General features: G+C 70.6%; 10 protein-coding genes. 2 read left to right on the top strand and 8 right to left on the bottom strand.

Annotated elements, in window-relative coordinates; all coding sequences use genetic code 11:
- Positions 1 to 5: 5 nt before the first annotated feature.
- The 3 genes from ACNPQM_RS03270 to ACNPQM_RS03260 form a co-directional block, all read right to left on the bottom strand.
- A complete protein-coding gene (locus ACNPQM_RS03270; RefSeq protein ID WP_418082781.1) occupies positions 6 to 1,538 on the bottom strand; it encodes a protein kinase domain-containing protein in 1,533 nt (510 codons plus the stop codon).
- On the bottom strand, positions 1,535 to 2,131 hold the full coding sequence (locus ACNPQM_RS03265) for a hypothetical protein (protein WP_418082780.1): 597 nt from the start codon (positions 2,129 to 2,131) through the stop codon (positions 1,535 to 1,537). The genes ACNPQM_RS03270 and ACNPQM_RS03265 overlap by 4 nt, the downstream gene beginning before the upstream one ends.
- A gap of 155 nt (positions 2,132 to 2,286) precedes the next feature.
- Positions 2,287 to 4,476, bottom strand: coding sequence for an N-6 DNA methylase (locus ACNPQM_RS03260; protein ID WP_418082779.1), 2,190 nt, complete (start codon positions 4,474 to 4,476; stop codon positions 2,287 to 2,289).
- 225 nt (positions 4,477 to 4,701) lie between these two features.
- On the opposite strand from ACNPQM_RS03260, the gene ACNPQM_RS03255 reads away from it, so the two are divergent.
- A complete protein-coding gene (locus ACNPQM_RS03255) occupies positions 4,702 to 5,526 on the top strand; it encodes a DUF4190 domain-containing protein (protein WP_418082778.1) in 825 nt (274 codons plus the stop codon).
- Positions 5,527 to 5,574: 48 nt separating this feature from the next.
- Complete coding sequence (locus ACNPQM_RS03250; protein ID WP_418082777.1) at positions 5,575 to 6,306, top strand: hypothetical protein; 732 nt, start codon at positions 5,575 to 5,577, stop codon at positions 6,304 to 6,306.
- A gap of 41 nt (positions 6,307 to 6,347) precedes the next feature.
- Here the strand turns inward: ACNPQM_RS03250 and ACNPQM_RS03245 are convergent, their stop codons facing one another.
- The 5 genes from ACNPQM_RS03245 to ACNPQM_RS03225 all read right to left on the bottom strand — a co-directional run bounded on the left by ACNPQM_RS03245 (position 6,348) and on the right by ACNPQM_RS03225 (position 15,511).
- Positions 6,348 to 7,094: an N-acetyltransferase gene (locus ACNPQM_RS03245; protein ID WP_418082776.1), complete on the bottom strand. Its 747-nt coding sequence runs from the start codon at positions 7,092 to 7,094 to the stop codon at positions 6,348 to 6,350.
- 158 nt (positions 7,095 to 7,252) lie between these two features.
- Entirely contained in the window at positions 7,253 to 7,999 is a 747-nt protein-coding gene (locus ACNPQM_RS03240) for an HNH endonuclease family protein (RefSeq protein WP_358857652.1), read from the bottom strand.
- A gap of 231 nt (positions 8,000 to 8,230) precedes the next feature.
- Complete coding sequence (gene mfd, locus ACNPQM_RS03235; protein ID WP_418082775.1) at positions 8,231 to 11,812, bottom strand: transcription-repair coupling factor; 3,582 nt, start codon at positions 11,810 to 11,812, stop codon at positions 8,231 to 8,233.
- A 331-nt stretch (positions 11,813 to 12,143) separates the two neighbouring features.
- Positions 12,144 to 14,726, bottom strand: coding sequence for an ABC transporter permease (locus tag ACNPQM_RS03230; protein ID WP_418082774.1), 2,583 nt, complete (start codon positions 14,724 to 14,726; stop codon positions 12,144 to 12,146).
- Positions 14,723 to 15,511, bottom strand: coding sequence for an ABC transporter ATP-binding protein (locus tag ACNPQM_RS03225; protein ID WP_358857541.1), 789 nt, complete (start codon positions 15,509 to 15,511; stop codon positions 14,723 to 14,725). The genes ACNPQM_RS03230 and ACNPQM_RS03225 overlap by 4 nt, the downstream gene beginning before the upstream one ends.
- Positions 15,512 to 15,830: the final 319 nt, after the last annotated feature.

The raw sequence follows: 15,830 nt of genomic DNA, 5'->3' as shown, positions 1-15,830 counted from the left end.
GCCGCTCAGCCGCCGCGGACCTGCAGCTGCCGGTCGAGCTGGCGGCGCAGCTCCACCGGCAGCGGATGGTGCGGTCCGTACATCCGCTCGGTGTCGTGGAGCAGTGCCTGAAGCTGTCCGCGCGCCGCCGCGTGATCGCCGACCGCGAGCAGCAGATACCCGATGCGCTGACGGATCTCGAAGGACCGTGCCGGGTTGTTGCCCGTCGCGTACTGGTTCTCGTAGTACGGCAGGACCGACCGGTACTCCGCGAGCGCGGCAGCCGGTTCGCCCAACTGTTCCAAGCAGTGCGCGGCGTCGTAGCGGTACTGCAGCGTCTGTGTGTCGGCCGGTCCGGCCTCCACCGCACGGTCGTCGGCGAGGCGGCGCAGTTCGGGCAGGGCGCGGCGGAACTGCCCGTCGTCCATCAGGGTCGCCGCGTACTGCTTGCGCAGGATGCGGACCACCGGCGAACCCTCGCCGTGCTGCTCGGCGGCGGCCGGGAGAATGCCGCCGAGGATGTCCACGGCCTGGGTGATCCGGCCCTGCCCGAGGAGCTGCTTGACCTCGTCGACCGCGGCTGCGACATCGGGTTTCGCGGCCACCGGTGCGGGCTGCGCGGCGGGCGGGGTGGTGACCCGGTCGGGCCACGGTGCGTGCGGCCGCAGGAACGGGCGGGTCGGGTCGAGCGGGCCGGTCGGCAGCCCTGTGCCACTCGGCGGCAGGAGCGGGGTGAGGTGTTCGTACACCTCCTGGGCGCTCGCCGGCCGGTGCTGCGGGTCCTTGGCGAGGAGCCGCAGCACGAGCGATTCGAGGGGTTCCGGGATCTCGGGCCGGATCTGACGGACCGGGAGCGGCGGCTCGTAGAGGTGGCGGTGCAGCACCCCGAGGGCGGTGGAGCCGGCGAACGGTACATCTCCACTGAGCAGTTCGTGAAGGAGCACGCCGAGTGCGTACAGATCGGTGTACGGGCCGACGGCGCCTCCCATCGCCTGCTCGGGCGCCATGTAGGCGGGCGAACCGATCGGCGTACCGGTGTGGGTGAGGCGGGTGGTGTCGCTGTCCAGGACGGAGGCGACGCCCAGGTCGAGAACGGTGACCGTGCCGTCCGGACGCACCATCAGATTGCGGGGCTTGAGGTCGCGGTGGACGATCGGCACGGCGTGCACGGCCGAGAGCGCGGCGCAGAGCTGGGCGGCGACGGCGACCGACCACTGCCAGGGGTACGGGTCGTGCTCGGCAAGATGGTCGGCGAGGTCGGAGCCCTCGACGTACTGCATGACCAGGAACAGGTCGTCGCCGTCGCTGCCCGCGTCATGGACGGTGACCAGGCCCGGGTGGTCGACCTGGGCGGTGACCCGGCACTCGCGGACGAACCGGCGCCGCAGTTCGTCGACCGCTTCGCTGCCGGTGGGACCCGCGACCCGGTCCGGCCGGAGCAGTTTCACCGCGACCCGGCGGTCGAGGCGCTGGTCGTACGCCGTCCAGACCTGGCCCATGCCGCCCTGGCCGAGGATGGTCGCCAGCTCGTATCGTCCGGCGATGACGCGTCCGCTCATCGGTCCTCCTCATGACGGAGGAGGTCGCTCAGTTCGTCGAGCTCGGCACGGACCTGGTCGATGCGGTGGGGCGGGGTGGGCGCGGGCGCGTGCTGCGGGTGAGGCTGGGGCTGGGGCCGGTACTGAGGCGGCTGCGGTTGCGCGTACTGCTGAGGCCGAGGGGACAGCGGCTGGTGCACGGGCGCGGTGGTCGTGTACCCGTACCCCGGCACCGGGGGCGGATATCCGCCGCCGAACTGCTGCTTCGTGAGCTGCTCGTAGTGGCGGATGTCCCCGTACAGGTAGTACGCGCAGGCGGCGATGAGCGCCACGAGCAGCAGCGGTATGAAGAAGAAGTCGACGCCGTTGGGATCGGGGTTGCTGTCGTCCCTGCCGATGATCGGCAGGAGCACGCAGACCAGCACGAAGCCGGCCCCGGTCAGCCACCAGTCGGACACGCGGCGGCGCACGATCGCCAGCCGCAGCAACGGCGTCCACAGCAGCAGACCGATCGAGCCCACCGCGAGCACGACGAACAGCACACGCATCGAGACGATCCAGGCCCGGCTGGGGACCCGGCGCGGCGGCGTCGGTGGATGACCCGGGGCGTACATGGCTGCTCCTGGTACGTGGTCGTGGAGGTCCCGCGCGCACGCGTACGCACCCGTGCGGGTATGCGGACACGTGTGCGCGCAGATCTGGCAGATCTGAGCGTAAAGGGCGACACCGACGACGGCCCCCGGGTTGTACGGAACCGTTGTGGTTCAGCTCACTCCGGCGTGACCGTACCGTCCGTCAGACCGTCGTACATCCCCTGGACGAGCTGTCCGCCGAGCCTGCCGGTCAGCCGGAGCGCGTCCTCGAACGCGGCCAGGGCGCGGAACCGTTCCCCGTACCGCTGCTGCTCCGCCAGTGGCAGCCGCGGCAGTTGGAGACGGCGGGCGTCGAGCCGGGTGGCGGTGGACGCAAAGCTGCTGGCCTGACGGTTGTTGGCGGTGCCGCGCAAGAAACCGGCGAGGAACCACGGGTCTAGGGCGGCCGGATCGGGGCGCAGCAGCTGAAGGTTGCGGCCGAGCGCGGCGCCCGCGGTCGCCTCGTCGATCACGCGGGCGACGGAGCCGCCGCCGAGTACGGGGACGACGACATCGCCCGGCTCGACCAGGACCGGTTCCTCGGGCGGTCCCTCGGGGACGGCGGGGGCGGTGGGGAGCGTCCCTGAGGGGGCGGTGGAACCGAGGACGTCGTGCTCCGTGAGCACGGGAACGGGGGCGGCCCCGGTGCCGGTGCCGGAACCTCCGGTACGGAGGTGAAGGGCACCCGCGCGGGCGAGTTCGCCGACGGTGGTGAGCGGCCAGTGCGCCGGTCCTGAGACGTCCGCGGGCGGCGGGGTGAGGGTCTCAGTCAGTCGCAGCGTCTCGGTGAGCCGGTCCCGTACGCGGGTGAGTTCGCCCGGTCCGCCACCGGCCGCCGGGGACGGCAGATGGCGGGCGGGGGCCAGGTCCACGTCGTCGTCGAGGAGTTCGATGACGGGGACGGCCCGGCTGACGCCCGGCCGGTTCTGCCCGGCCGCTTCGGCGGGAACGTCCGGCTCGGAACGGGTCCGCCCCTCGAACGGCTCCCAGGCATCCAGCACGGCACTGCGCACCGCCTGCCAGTCGAGCCGGTCGCGCCCACCGGACGCGGGGGCGGATACGGGCGCCGTGGTCGGTTCGGCGGGCTCGGATGTGTCCACGAGCAGCAGTTCGGGCGAGGGGCGGACACCGGCGCCGGGCTTGCGGAGCACCCAGAGGTGGAGCGGGATGCCGTACGGGGGAGCCGCGCCGGCCGGGAGAGCGACGACGGCACGCAGCGCGCCGCGGCGCAGCAGATCGGAGCGGATCCGCCGGCCGGAGCGGCGGGACGCCGCGGCCGGCGGCATCAGCAGGACGGCGGTGCCGCCCTCGCGCAGATGGGCCAGGGCGTGCTGGACCCAGGCGAGTTCGGACTCCGTGCGTGCGGGGAGGCCGTACTCCCAGCGCGGGTCGTAGGCGAGCTCGTCGTGTCCCCAGTTGCGTTCGTTGAACGGCGGGTGGCAGAGCACGGCGTCGACGGTGAGCTGCGGGAACGCGTCGGTGCGCAGCGTGTCGCCGGCCCGCACGGCGAGCGCGGTGGGGTTGCGGCCGTCGATGTCGGAGTGCAGGGCGAGACGGAGGGAGCTGAGCGCGGCGAGATCCGGGTCGGCGTCCTGGGCGTACAGGGCGGCCGGACCGCTGACCGCGCACAGCAGGGCGCCGGTGCCGGTGGCCGGATCGAGGACCGTGCGGACGGGCCGGTCGCCGGTCCGCACAAGCGCGGCCATCAGTTCGGCGAGGCCGGGCGGGGTGAGGGTGAACTGGCGTGGATTGGCGGCTAGTTGACGACCAAGGAGGAATTCGAAGGCCTGGCGGGCCCCTGCCCCGGCGGCGAGTTCGGCGGCCGCCCGCAGCAGGGGGACAGACGGGAGCAGTTCGTCGGCGGTGGGAGTGTGAACAGCCCGCTCGTATCCGGCTCCGCCACCGCCGCTTCCTTCCGCGCCGCCGGTGGCAGGTCCGAAGCGCGCGGTGAGCAGGCTGTTCAGGGCGAGGTGGAGCGCCTTGGCCATCCGCGCGTCCGACACGGCGGTGATCTCCCGCCAGGCGGCGGGCCTGTCCCGGACGAGAAGCAGGGTGCAGCCCGTGTGCACAAGGGCGGGGACGGCACCGGCAGGGTGTCCGGCCAGCTGTTGCCAGACCCGTTCGCGGAGCGGGACTTCAGCCAGTTTTCCCTGGTCGCGGAGCCACTGTTCGACTTCGGAGAGAGCGAAGGACGGGCTGGTCTCGGTGCCGCCGACCGGCTTGGGGAAGTCTGCGTGGCGGCGGCGCCAGTTGCTGACGGCGGCGCGCCCCACCCCGGCGAGCCGGGCGATTCCGGCCGCGGTCACCTCTGTCGAGTTCTCCGGCACTGGCTGTCTCCCTGGTCCTGTGCGTCCATACGGATCCGCGCTGCCTGCTGTGTCCGCGAGCATACCGATCCATTCGGCCGCCATCGATTCACACTGTGCACGAAGCCATTTTCCGTGAACCGTGTTGACTCGGTTCACACGCTCTGCTGTTATTGACCTGTCGCTACATCAGGTGGCACAACGACCGCTCACCACTCATCCCTGCACTTGCCGGAGGGCACAGCCATGTCCCAGTTCACGCAGTCCCCGCAGCCCCAGCAGCCGTACGCCCCAGCCCAGACGCCGGGCCTGCGCCCGGCTCGCAACGGGCTCGGCGTCTCCGCGCTGATCCTCGGCATCATCGGAGCCGTCGCGGGGCTGATCCCGTTCCTCTTCTGGCTGGCGGGCATCCTCGGCCTCATCGCCCTGATCCTCGGCCTGGTCGGCCGGGGTCGCGCCAAGCGCGGCGAGGCCACCAACAAGGGCATGGCCACGTTCGGTGCCGCCCTCGGCCTGATCGCGCTGATCCTCTCGGTGGTCGGCGCGGTGATCACCTTCAAGGCGGTGGACGCTGCGGTGAACGACCTCGGCAAGGCGGTGTCGGACACCACGGCCTCCGCCCGGCCGAAGGCGGGCGGCTCGGACTCCGCCGAGGGCAAGGAGAAGGGCAAGGGCGCCGGGAAGGCGCTGGAGGCCGGTGACTCGGCTGTGTACGACGACGACGTGACGGTCACGGTCGGCGACGCGACCTCGTACACCCCCGACGCATACGCCGCCGGTCACACGAAGGGCAACAAGGCTTACCGGATCGCGGTCGTCATCGAGAACGCGGGCAAGGAGAAGTTCGACGCGGCGCTCGTGAACGTCGAGGTGCGGGCCGGCAAGGACGGTGTAAACGCCGAGCAGATCTTCGACGGCAAGGTCGGCGAGGGCTTCAGCGGCACGGTCCTGCCCGGCAAGAAGGCCACCGTCCAGTTCGCTTTCGACGCCCCGGCGGACGCGAAGAACCTGACGGTCGAGGTCAACCCCGGCTTCACGTACGACGCCACCCAGTGGGACCTCACGCTCTGATCCCGCCCCTCCCCTCCCCCTCCCTTCCCCCCAGGACGGAGTCCGCCCATGCACCCCCCGGCCGGCATCGCCGCAACCGCTCTCCGTACCGCGACGGCGTCCCTCTGCGCGGTCACCGCCCTGGGACTCACGGCCTGCGACACGGTGTTCGCCCAGCAGCGGGACCCCGCGCCGTTCGCCCGGCTCAGCGGCCCCGAGGTCGTCAACAAGGCCCTCGCGGCGACCCGGGCGGCCAAGGCGGTACGCATCACCGTCGGGACGAAGTCGCCGGACGGCGCCCCGGTCCAGGCGTACGTCGCCACCGACATCAGGGGGGAGTGCACGGTGACCCTGTCCATAGGCGCGGCGGGCACGATGGAGCTGGTCAGAACCGGCGGCACCGTCTACATCCGGTCCGACGAGGCGATGCTGAGGGCGGCGGACGCGGGCCGACCCCGCACCACCGTGGACACCGAGGTCAAGAAACTGACGGGCCGCTGGGTGACGGCACGCCCCTTCGACCGGTACACGACGGAGGTGCTGAGCTACTGCGACCGGAAGGTGTTCCTCGACCGTCTGGCGGGGAACAGCGCCACCGCCCGCAAGGGCCGGGCGACCACGGTGGGCTCCACGCCCGCGCTGTCCCTCACCGGCACGGCGGGCCGGGGGACATGGACGGCGGCGGTCGCCACGGAGGGCCGGCCCCACATCCTGAAGCTGGGCTTCGGCGCCGAAACCCCGGTCACCGTCGAGTTCTCCGAGTTCGACAAACCGTTCACGGTGCAGAGACCGGCTGTCTGACACCTGAGGAACCCGCCCGCCCGGGCGGGTTCCTGTTGCGTTCACACGCCGTGCCGCACCCACACATTGGGCTCCACGTACACCGCGTATCCGTGCGCCACCGAAACGTGCACCGGCACCAGCGCCCCCGGTACCTCCACCGGGCCGTCCTCGTCGAACGGCAGCCCGGTCCAGGACCGCCACCGCGCGAGGGATCCGGACACCGCCATCGACACCGGCGCCACCGCCTCGATCACGCCGCCCGCCCGCACATGGACGCGCAGCCACGGGTCGTACGGCAGCCCGTCCTCCGCCCGGGTCCGGCGGGCGTACTCCTCCACCGGAACCGAGGGGTCCAGGTGCTTGGCACTCGGCCGCACCGGAGCGACGAGCTCCCGGAACCCGAGCCTCCGGGCGTTCTCCCGCATCGCGGCGACCATTCGCCCCGAAATGCCCTTCCCCTGCCACCCCTTGGCGACAGAGATCTCGATCGCGCTGACCGTGTCCGGCGTGGACCCGCGCCGCAGGTCGGAGAACGCCCACAGCAGCACCTGGTCCCAGCCGCCCTCGGGCAGCTCTCCTCGGCCGGGGGCATTCAGCGCGAACGGCACGCTGTAGGCCCGTGCGACGACCGTGCCGTCCTGGTCCGTCGCGACGAGCGCGAACTCCGGGAACTCGACGGCGAGCCTCGGGTAGTTCGCCCACCCGACGAGGTCCTCCAGGACGAACTCCGGCCAGGTTTCAGGCATCTCGTCCATGGGCCCGGCAAGCTCGGGGCGCGCGGCAAGCGTGGTGATGGTCAGCTCCATGCACCCGACGCTAGGTGCCGGTAATCCTTTCGGCCAACGAATTCTGCAGTGCGGCATGGGGCGGCTGAGCGACCGACCTGCACCCGGCGCCCTGTCCTCCCGGCAGAGCGTCCGCCCGGGGGCCTCGTCCGCGACGGCTTCTCAGTCGCCCGGTCCCGTCAGCCGCCGCACTGCGCCAGCATCGCCCTCTTGTCGGCGGTGGTCACCGGCAGCGCGTACTTCAGCGATACCTGCGCGAACCGCACCGCGTACGAGCAGCGGACCGGCTTGTACGGCGGCAGCCAGGACGCCGGGCCCGAGTCCCGCTTGGCGTTGTTGGCCGGGCCGTCGACCGGGATGAGATTGAGGGGGTCATTGGCTATCTGCTGCCGCTTGGCCTCGGGCCAGCGGGAGGCGCCCATCTGCCAGTCGTACGACAGCGGCATGACATGGTCGATCTGAACCTTGGTCGCCTGCTGCTTGCGCCAGTCGATGGTCGAGCCGGTGTAGGGATCCTTGAGGGTCATCGAGACGACCACACAGTCCGAACCGGACCGGAACTTCACGTCCTTGCCGTCTCTGGCGAGAAGGTCGTTACGGGTGTCGCAGCCGTTCCTCGCGAGCGGTATCCCGTCGACCGAGTCCTTCCAGGCGTAACCGAACTCGTCTCGCGCATAACCGGTCTTCGGTCCGCGCCCCTTGGTGCTCACCTTGTCGATGACCTTCCGGGCGGCGGCCCGGTCCGCCTCGGTGGTGAGGGGTGCGAGGCCCGGCTTCGTGCCGTCGGGGTTGTTCAGCGGGCTGGCGCCGAAGCCGCCCGCGGAACCGCCGCCCTGCCCCCCGCTCCCGCTGCCCTCGGCGGTCACACCCTCGGGGTCGCAGCCCGCCAGGGACAGCACGGTCGCCGCGCTCAGGGCGGGCAGCATCACTCGGTACGCGCGGGAAGATATCACTCGAAGCCGTCCTGACGGGGAGAAAGCCGAACCCGGTGATCCTACGGACGTCTTCCCGCTGACGGGTGTTCAAGGCCGCCGCAGGAGCCGGATGCGGCCCGAATCACACCGCGCCGCGCCGAGCACCCGCCGGGGTGTGTCCGAACGGCCCGGTGGGCGACCGGAACCCCGAGAAGGTGTTCCGGTCGCCCAGCGGGCCGTTGTTCAGGAGCCCAGAATCGTCGTGAGGAACTCCCCGGTCCAGGCGAGGAGTTCCCGGCCGACGACCGGCTTGCCGCCGATCCGGCCCGTGGTCGGGCGCGGGACCAGGATCTGATGGAGAGCCGGCTTGATCACCGTCTTCGGGTAGAGGCGCTTCAGGCGCAGCTCCTGCGACTCGCGCAGCTCCACCGGGGCGAACCGGATGTTCGGCCCCTGGAGCACGATGTCGCCGACGCCGCAGGCGCGGGCCAGCATGCGCAGGCCCGCGACCAGGAGGAGGTTCTCGACCGGCTCCGGGAGCTTGCCGTAGCGGTCGGTGAGTTCCTCGCGGACCGCCTTGATGTCGTCCTCCGTGGTGGCGGACGCGATCGCGCGGTACGCCTGGAGGCGCAGCCGCTCGCCGGGGGCGTAGTCGTGCGGAACGTGTGCGTCGACCGGGAGCTCGATCTTGACCTCCAGCGGCGGCTCCTCCTCGACGCCGCCTTCGAGCGAGGCCCGGTAGTCGGCGACGGCCTCGCCGACCATGCGTACGTACAGGTCGAAGCCGACGCCCGCGATATGGCCGGACTGTTCGCCGCCCAGAAGGTTTCCGGCGCCGCGGATCTCGAGGTCCTTCATCGCCACGTACATGCCCGCGCCCATCTCGGTGTGCTGGGCGATCGTGGCCAGGCGCTCGTGCGCCGTCTCGGTGAGGGGCTTCTCCGGCGGGTACAGGAAGTACGCGTAGCCGCGCTCGCGGCCACGGCCGACGCGGCCGCGCAGCTGGTGGAGCTGGGAGAGGCCGAAGTTGTCGCCGCGCTCCACGATCAGCGTGTTGGCGTTGGAGATGTCGATGCCGGACTCGACGATCGTCGTGGAGACCAGGACGTCGAACTTCTTCTCCCAGAAGTCCACGACCACCTGCTCCAGCGCCTGTTCCGACATCTGGCCGTGGGCGGTCGCGATCCGCGCCTCGGGGACGATCTCGCGCAGGCGCGCGGCCGCCCGGTCGATGGACTCGACACGGTTGTGGATGTAGAACGCCTGCCCCTCACGGAGCAGTTCACGCCGGATGGCCGCGCCGATCTGCTTCTCCTCGTACGGGCCGACGAAGGTCAGGACCGGGTGGCGCTCCTCGGGGGGTGTGGTGATCGTCGACATCTCACGGATGCCGGTGACGGCCATCTCGAGCGTACGGGGGATCGGCGTCGCGGACATGGTGAGGACGTCGACGTTGGCCCGGAGCTTCTTCAGCTGCTCCTTGTGCTCGACGCCGAAGCGCTGCTCCTCGTCGACGATGACCAGGCCCAGGTCCTTGAACTTCGTCTCGGACGAGAACAGGCGGTGGGTGCCGATGACCAGGTCGACGGAGCCCTCGCGCAGCCCCTCCAGGGTCGACTTCGACTCGGTGTCGGACTGAAAGCGGCTCAGTGCCCTCACGTTGACCGGGAATTGGGAGTAGCGCTCGGTGAACGTGCCGTAGTGCTGCTGGACGAGGAGCGTGGTGGGGACGAGGACGGCGACCTGCTTGCCGTCCTGGACCGCCTTGAACGCGGCGCGCACCGCGATCTCCGTCTTGCCGTAGCCGACGTCGCCGCAGATCAGCCGGTCCATCGGGACGGACTTCTCCATGTCCTCCTTGACCTCGGCGATCGTGGTGAGCTGGTCCGGCGTCTCCGCGTACGGGAAGGCATCCTCCAGCTCGCGCTGCCACGGGGTGTCGGGGCCGAAGACATGGCCGGGCGCCGCCATCCGCGCGGAGTACAGCTTGATCAGGTCGGCGGCGATCTCCTTGACGGCCTTCTTGGCGCGCGCCTTGGTCTTCGTCCAGTCGGCGCCGCCGAGCCGGTGCAGGGTGGGCGCCTCGCCGCCGACGTACTTGGTGACCTGCTCCAGCTGGTCGGTCGGGATGTAGAGGCGGTCGCCGGGCTGGCCGCGCTTGGCGGGGGCGTACTCGACGAGGAGGTACTCGCGGGTGGCGCCCTGCACCGTGCGCTGCACCATCTCGATGTATCGGCCGACGCCGTGCTGCTCATGGACGATGTAGTCGCCCGTCTCCAGCGTCAGCGGGTCGATGGTCTTGCGGCGGCGGGCCGGCATCCGGCCCAGGTCCTTGGTCGCGGTGCGCTGACCGGTCAGGTCCGTCTCGGTGAGTACGGCGAGTTTCAGCGCCGGGTCGACGAAGCCGTAGTCGATCGCGCCGCACGACACATGGACGACGGACGGCGAGATCTCCGCCAGGTCCGGGTCGAGGCGGGCCGGGATGCCTTCGCCGGCGAGCACCTCGACCGTACGGGAGGCGAGACCCTGCCCCTCGGTGACGTACACCGTGCGCCAGCCGTCGGCGAGCCAGCCCTTGGTGTCGGCGAGCGCACGGGCGGTGTCACCGCGGTAGGACTCCGGGGCGTGCATCGTGAGATTCAGGGTGTCTTCGTCGAGCTCGGCGTCGGCGGCGAACGGGGAGACCGACCACCACATCATGTCCAGCTCACGGGCCCGGTCGCGGACGTCCGCGATGCCCCACAAGGAGGCGGCGCCGACATCGATCGGCGCCTCGCCTCCCACCCGTCGCCCACCACCGCCCTTGCCGGGGCGGACTTCGTCCGCGCTGGACATCGCGGTCGCCGCCCACGACGCCTGGAGGAACTCCTGGCTGGTGGCGACCAGGTCCGCCGCCCTGGTGCGGACCCGCTCCGGGTCGCAGACCAGTGCCATCGAGCCCTTCGGCAGCACGTCGAGCAGCAGCTCCATGTCGTCGACGAGGACCGGGGCAAGGGACTCCATGCCCTCCACCGCGATCCCCTCGGCGATCTTGCCGAGCAGTTCGCCCAGCTCCGGGTGCTGTTCGGCGAGGGCGGCGGCCCGTTCGCGCACCTGGTCGGTGAGCAGGAGCTCGCGGCAGGGCGGCGCCCAGAGGCCGTGCTCGGCGATCTCCAGCGACCGCTGGTCGGCGATCTTGAAGTACCGGATCTCCTCGACGTCGTCGCCCCAGAACTCCACCCGGAGGGGATGCTCCTCGGTCGGCGGAAAGACGTCCAGAATGCCACCGCGGACGGCGAACTCGCCGCGCTTCTCGACCAGTTCGACCCGGGAGTAGGCGGCAGCCGCGAGCGCCTCCACGGTCTGGCCGAGATCGGCGCTCTGACCGATGCGCAGCGCCACGGGCTCCAGGTCCCCGAGCCCCTTGACCTGCGGCTGCAACACGGAACGCACCGGCGCGACGATCACACTGACCGGCCCGGTCTCCGGGTCGTCGGCCCTCGGGTGCGCGAGGCGGCGCAGCACGGCGAGGCGGCGGCCGACCGTGTCCGAACGCGGCGAGAGCCGCTCGTGCGGCAGGGTCTCCCAGGACGGGAACTCGGCGATGGTGTCCGGGGGCAGCAGCGTCCGCAGGGCGGCGGCCAGGTCCTCGGCCTCCCGTCCGGTCGCGGTCACGGCGAGCACGGTCCGCCCGGCCTCGCGGGCCAGTGCGGCCACGGCGAAGGGGCGGGCGGCCGCCGGGCCGACGAGGTCCACATGCATCCGGTGACCATCGGTGGCGGCCTTCGCCGCTTCGGCGAGCGCCGGGTCACGTACGACGACATCCAGCAGACCGTGCAGGCTCATGAAGGGCTTCCGTCCGGGTAACGAGGGAGATTCCGGCAGCCGGCTGCTGCCAGGGGGCAACGCGAAGGGCCCGACACGTATCACGGGCCGGGGGTTCCAGCGTACGACTCCCCTCCGACAGCCGCGCCCGCAATCCGGCTCAGCGGGCCGGATCCGGCCGGTGGCCGCGGCACGCCGCACCCGACGAAGGCGGACATGCGTTCCCCGGGCGAGAGCGGGTACGCGTCCGGCCCCGGGGTGTTTGGAGGAACACCCCGGGGCCGGATCAGTCATCCTACGTCGGCCTCCGCCGCCGTCCTGCGGGCGGACGACGCCACTTTCGAAACACGCCCTAATCCGTCGCGATCGCGTTCAGCACGTTCATCCGGCCCGCCCGGAACGCCGGGACCAGGGCGGCGAACAGGCCGACGAAGGCCGAGCCGACGAAGACCACGAGGATCGTCGGCCACGGGATCTCCAGAACGCCGAGGCCCTCCAGGGCCAGCAGCTTCTGGGCCGCCGTGCCCCAGCCCATGCCCAGGCCGAGGCCGAGCAGGGCGCCGAAGAGGGCGATGACCACCGACTCCAGGCGGATCATGCGGCGCAGCTGGCGGCGGGAGAGGCCGATGGCTCGCATCAGGCCGATCTCACGGGTCCGCTCGACCACCGACAGGGCCAGAGTGTTCACCACACCGAGCACCGCGACGATGATCGCGAGCGCCAGCAGGCCGTAGACGATGTTCAGCATCTGGCCGATCTGGTCCTTCAGGTCCTGCTTGAAGTCGGCCTGGTTCTGCACGGTGTACTGCGGGTACGGGGCGAGGGCGTCCTTGAGGGCGGCGTACGCCTCCTTCTCCTTGCCGTCCTGCGCCTTGGCGAACATGATCATGTTCTTCGGCATCTTGTCGGCGGGGACGTACGCCTCCGCGGTCGTGATGTTGGTGTACATCGCGCCCTTGTCGACGTTCGTGTCGTCCGAGGTGATCGCGGCGACCTTCAGCTTCGCCGTCTCGCCGTCCTTGAACGCGACGGTGATCCGGTCACCGATCTTGATCTTGTGCTTGGTGGCGTACCCGTCGCCGACCGACATGGCGTCCTTGCCGTAGGCGTCGGCCAGGTTGCCGGAGACCGTCTCGCGGTGCAGGTCGTCCCTGTACGTCGGGTCAGCGGCGACGACGCCTTCGTCCTCGACCGCGCCGTCGGGTGCGGTGAGCTTGGCGCTGACGGCCTTGTAGTCGGTGATGTGCTCGATGCCCGGGACGGCCTCCAGGGCCTTCGCGGCCTGCGGCACGATCGGCTGCCGGCTGCCGCTCGGCTGGACGATGAAGTCCGCGCCGACGGACTTGTCGAGCTCCGCGGTCGCCGAGGCGACCATCGACGAACCGACGACCGCGAGGCAGGCGACCAGCGCGAGGCCGATCATCAGGGCCGCCCCGGTCGCTCCGGTACGCCGCGGGTTGCGCAGCGCGTTGCGCTCGGCCATCCGTCCGACCGGGCCGAACATCCGCAGCACCACGGTGCTGAGCACCCGGACCACGAAGCCGGCCAGCAGCGGGCCGATCACGATGAAGCCGATCAGGGTGGAGACCACGCCCAGGCCGAGGAAGAGCGAGCCTTCGCCCGACTTGTCGGCCCGCGTCGCAGCGAGAAGCGCGGCGCCACCGGCAAGGGTGAGGACCAGGCCGATCGCGGCCCGGACCCGGCCCGCGCGGCCGTCCGCCGGTGTTCCGGCGTCGCGCAGGGCGGCCATCGGGGAGATCTTCCCGGCCCGGCGGGCCGGGACGTACGCGGCGACGACGGTGACGATGACGCCGAGCACCAGCCCGAGCACCGGAGTCGTCCAGGCGATCGTGAGGTCCTCGGTGGACAGGTTCATGCCCATGGAGTTCATGAGCTTCATCAGTCCGACCGCGACACCGATTCCGGCGCCGACACCGAGGACGGAACCGACGAAGCCGAGGAACAGCGCCTCGATCAGGACCGACCGGTTGACCTGCTTACGGCTGGAGCCGATGGCCCGCATCAGACCGATCTCGCGGGTGCGCTGGGCCACCAGCATCGAGAAGGTGTTGACGATGAGGAAGATGCCGACGAGGAAGGCGATCCCGGCGAAGCCGAGCATCGCGTACTTCATCACGTCCAGGGTTGAACCCATGGAGTCCTTGTTGGCGTCCGTGGCCTCCTGCTGGGTCTGGAGCTTGTACGCGGCGCTGTCACCGAGGGCGGTGGCGACGTTCTTCTTCAACTGCGTATCACTGACACCGGGCTTGGCGGTGACGGAGATCTGGGTGAAGACATCGGGCTTGCCGAGGAGCTTGACCTGCGCGGTGGCGGTGTCGAGGTAGACGACGGCCGCGCCCGGGTTGGTGACCTTGAAGGAGGCGATACCGCTGATCCTCGCCCTGATGTCGCCGGTGACGGCGATGGTACGCAGTTCGTCACCGATCCTCAGGTGGTGCTTGTCCGCGGTGTCGGCGTCGACCATGACCTCGGTCGGACCGCGCGGTGCGTGGCCGGAGGTGATCTCCATGGAACGCAGTTCTTTCTGCGTCCAGTTGCCCGCGATCGTCGGGGCGCCGGTCGAGGAGCCCATGTTCTTGTTGTGGCTGTCGACGACGGTGACGGACATGCTGGAGACCGTGCCCTCGGCGGTCTTCACCCCGTCCGCCTTCCCGGCCTGCTCGACGGCGGCGGCGGAGAGCGTGACGGGCTTGCCGTTCAACGGCAGTTCGTCGACCTCTCCGGCAGCCTTGGGGCTGACGGTGACGTCGGCGGAGGTGGCGGCAAAGAGCTTGTCGAACGTGGTGTTCATGGTGTCGGTGAAGACGAGCGTGCCGCACACGAACGCCACCGACAGCAGGACCGCGACGGCGGAGAGCGCCATGCGTCCCTTGTGCGCGAAGAAGTTGCGCCTCGATGTCTTCCACACGGTCATGACGTCCGCCCGCGCGCGTCGAAGTCCTTCATGCGGTCGAGGACCTGGTCGGCCGTCGGGTTGTGCATCTCGTCGACGATGCGTCCGTCCGCGAGATACAGCACCCGGTCCGCGTAGGAGGCGGCGACCGGGTCGTGGGTGACCATGACGATGGTCTGTCCCAGCTCGTCGACGGACCTGCGCAGGAAGCTCAGCACCTCGGCGCCGGCCCGCGAGTCCAGGTTCCCGGTGGGCTCGTCACCGAAAATGATCTCCGGCCGGGCGGCGAGCGCCCTGGCCACCGCGACACGCTGCTGCTGGCCGCCGGAGAGCTCGGTGGGCCGGTGCTTCAGCCGCTCGGCGAGACCGACCGTCTCCACGACCTGGCGCAGCCAGCCGGCGTCGGGCTTGCGGCCCGCGATGTCCATCGGCAGCGTGATGTTCTCCAGCGCGTTGAGCGTCGGGAGCAGGTTGAACGCCTGGAAGATGAAGCCGATCCGGTCCCGGCGGAGCTGAGTGAGCTTCTTGTCCTTGAGCTGGGTGATCTCGGTTTCGTCGAGGTAGATCTCGCCCGAGCTCACGGTGTCCAGTCCGGCCAGGCAGTGCATCAGCGTGGACTTACCGGAACCGGACGGGCCCATGATCGCGGTGAACTGCCCGCGGGCGATGTCCACATCGACATGGTCGAGTGCGAGGACCCTGGTCTCCCCGGCGCCGTACGCCTTGACGACCTGCCGCGCCCGCGCAGCGACGGCCGTACGCCCTCCAGTGCCCCCGTGCCTGGGAATGGTTACAGCCGTTGTCACGGTGATTCTCCTCAATCGGTGGAGACGTCCTGGGCCAGGACGTCGTTGCGAGTGGGCCGCCCGCGGAACGGACGGCGCTGTGTTCGTACTGAAGACCAGCCGGCCTCAGTCTCACGTCCGGACGTGGTCCGGCGCGCTGGTGCCCAGCGCAGTCTTGCGGTGGGGTTTTCCCCACCCCGCCCCCTGCGGTCACCCGCATTCGCGCTGTAAGAACACGCTAAGGAACGAGCCCCCGGCCTCACGTCCTCCGGCGGGAGGAACCGCCCCTGGACACAAGTAAGGAGCTACCCCTAGGGGTCTCAGCCCCCGGGTGGAGCCG

The organism is Streptomyces sp. NPDC056231, from assembly GCF_048270745.1.
Taxonomy (GTDB): domain Bacteria; phylum Actinomycetota; class Actinomycetes; order Streptomycetales; family Streptomycetaceae; genus Streptomyces.
This window is presented reverse-complemented; position numbering and strand designations above follow the sequence as displayed.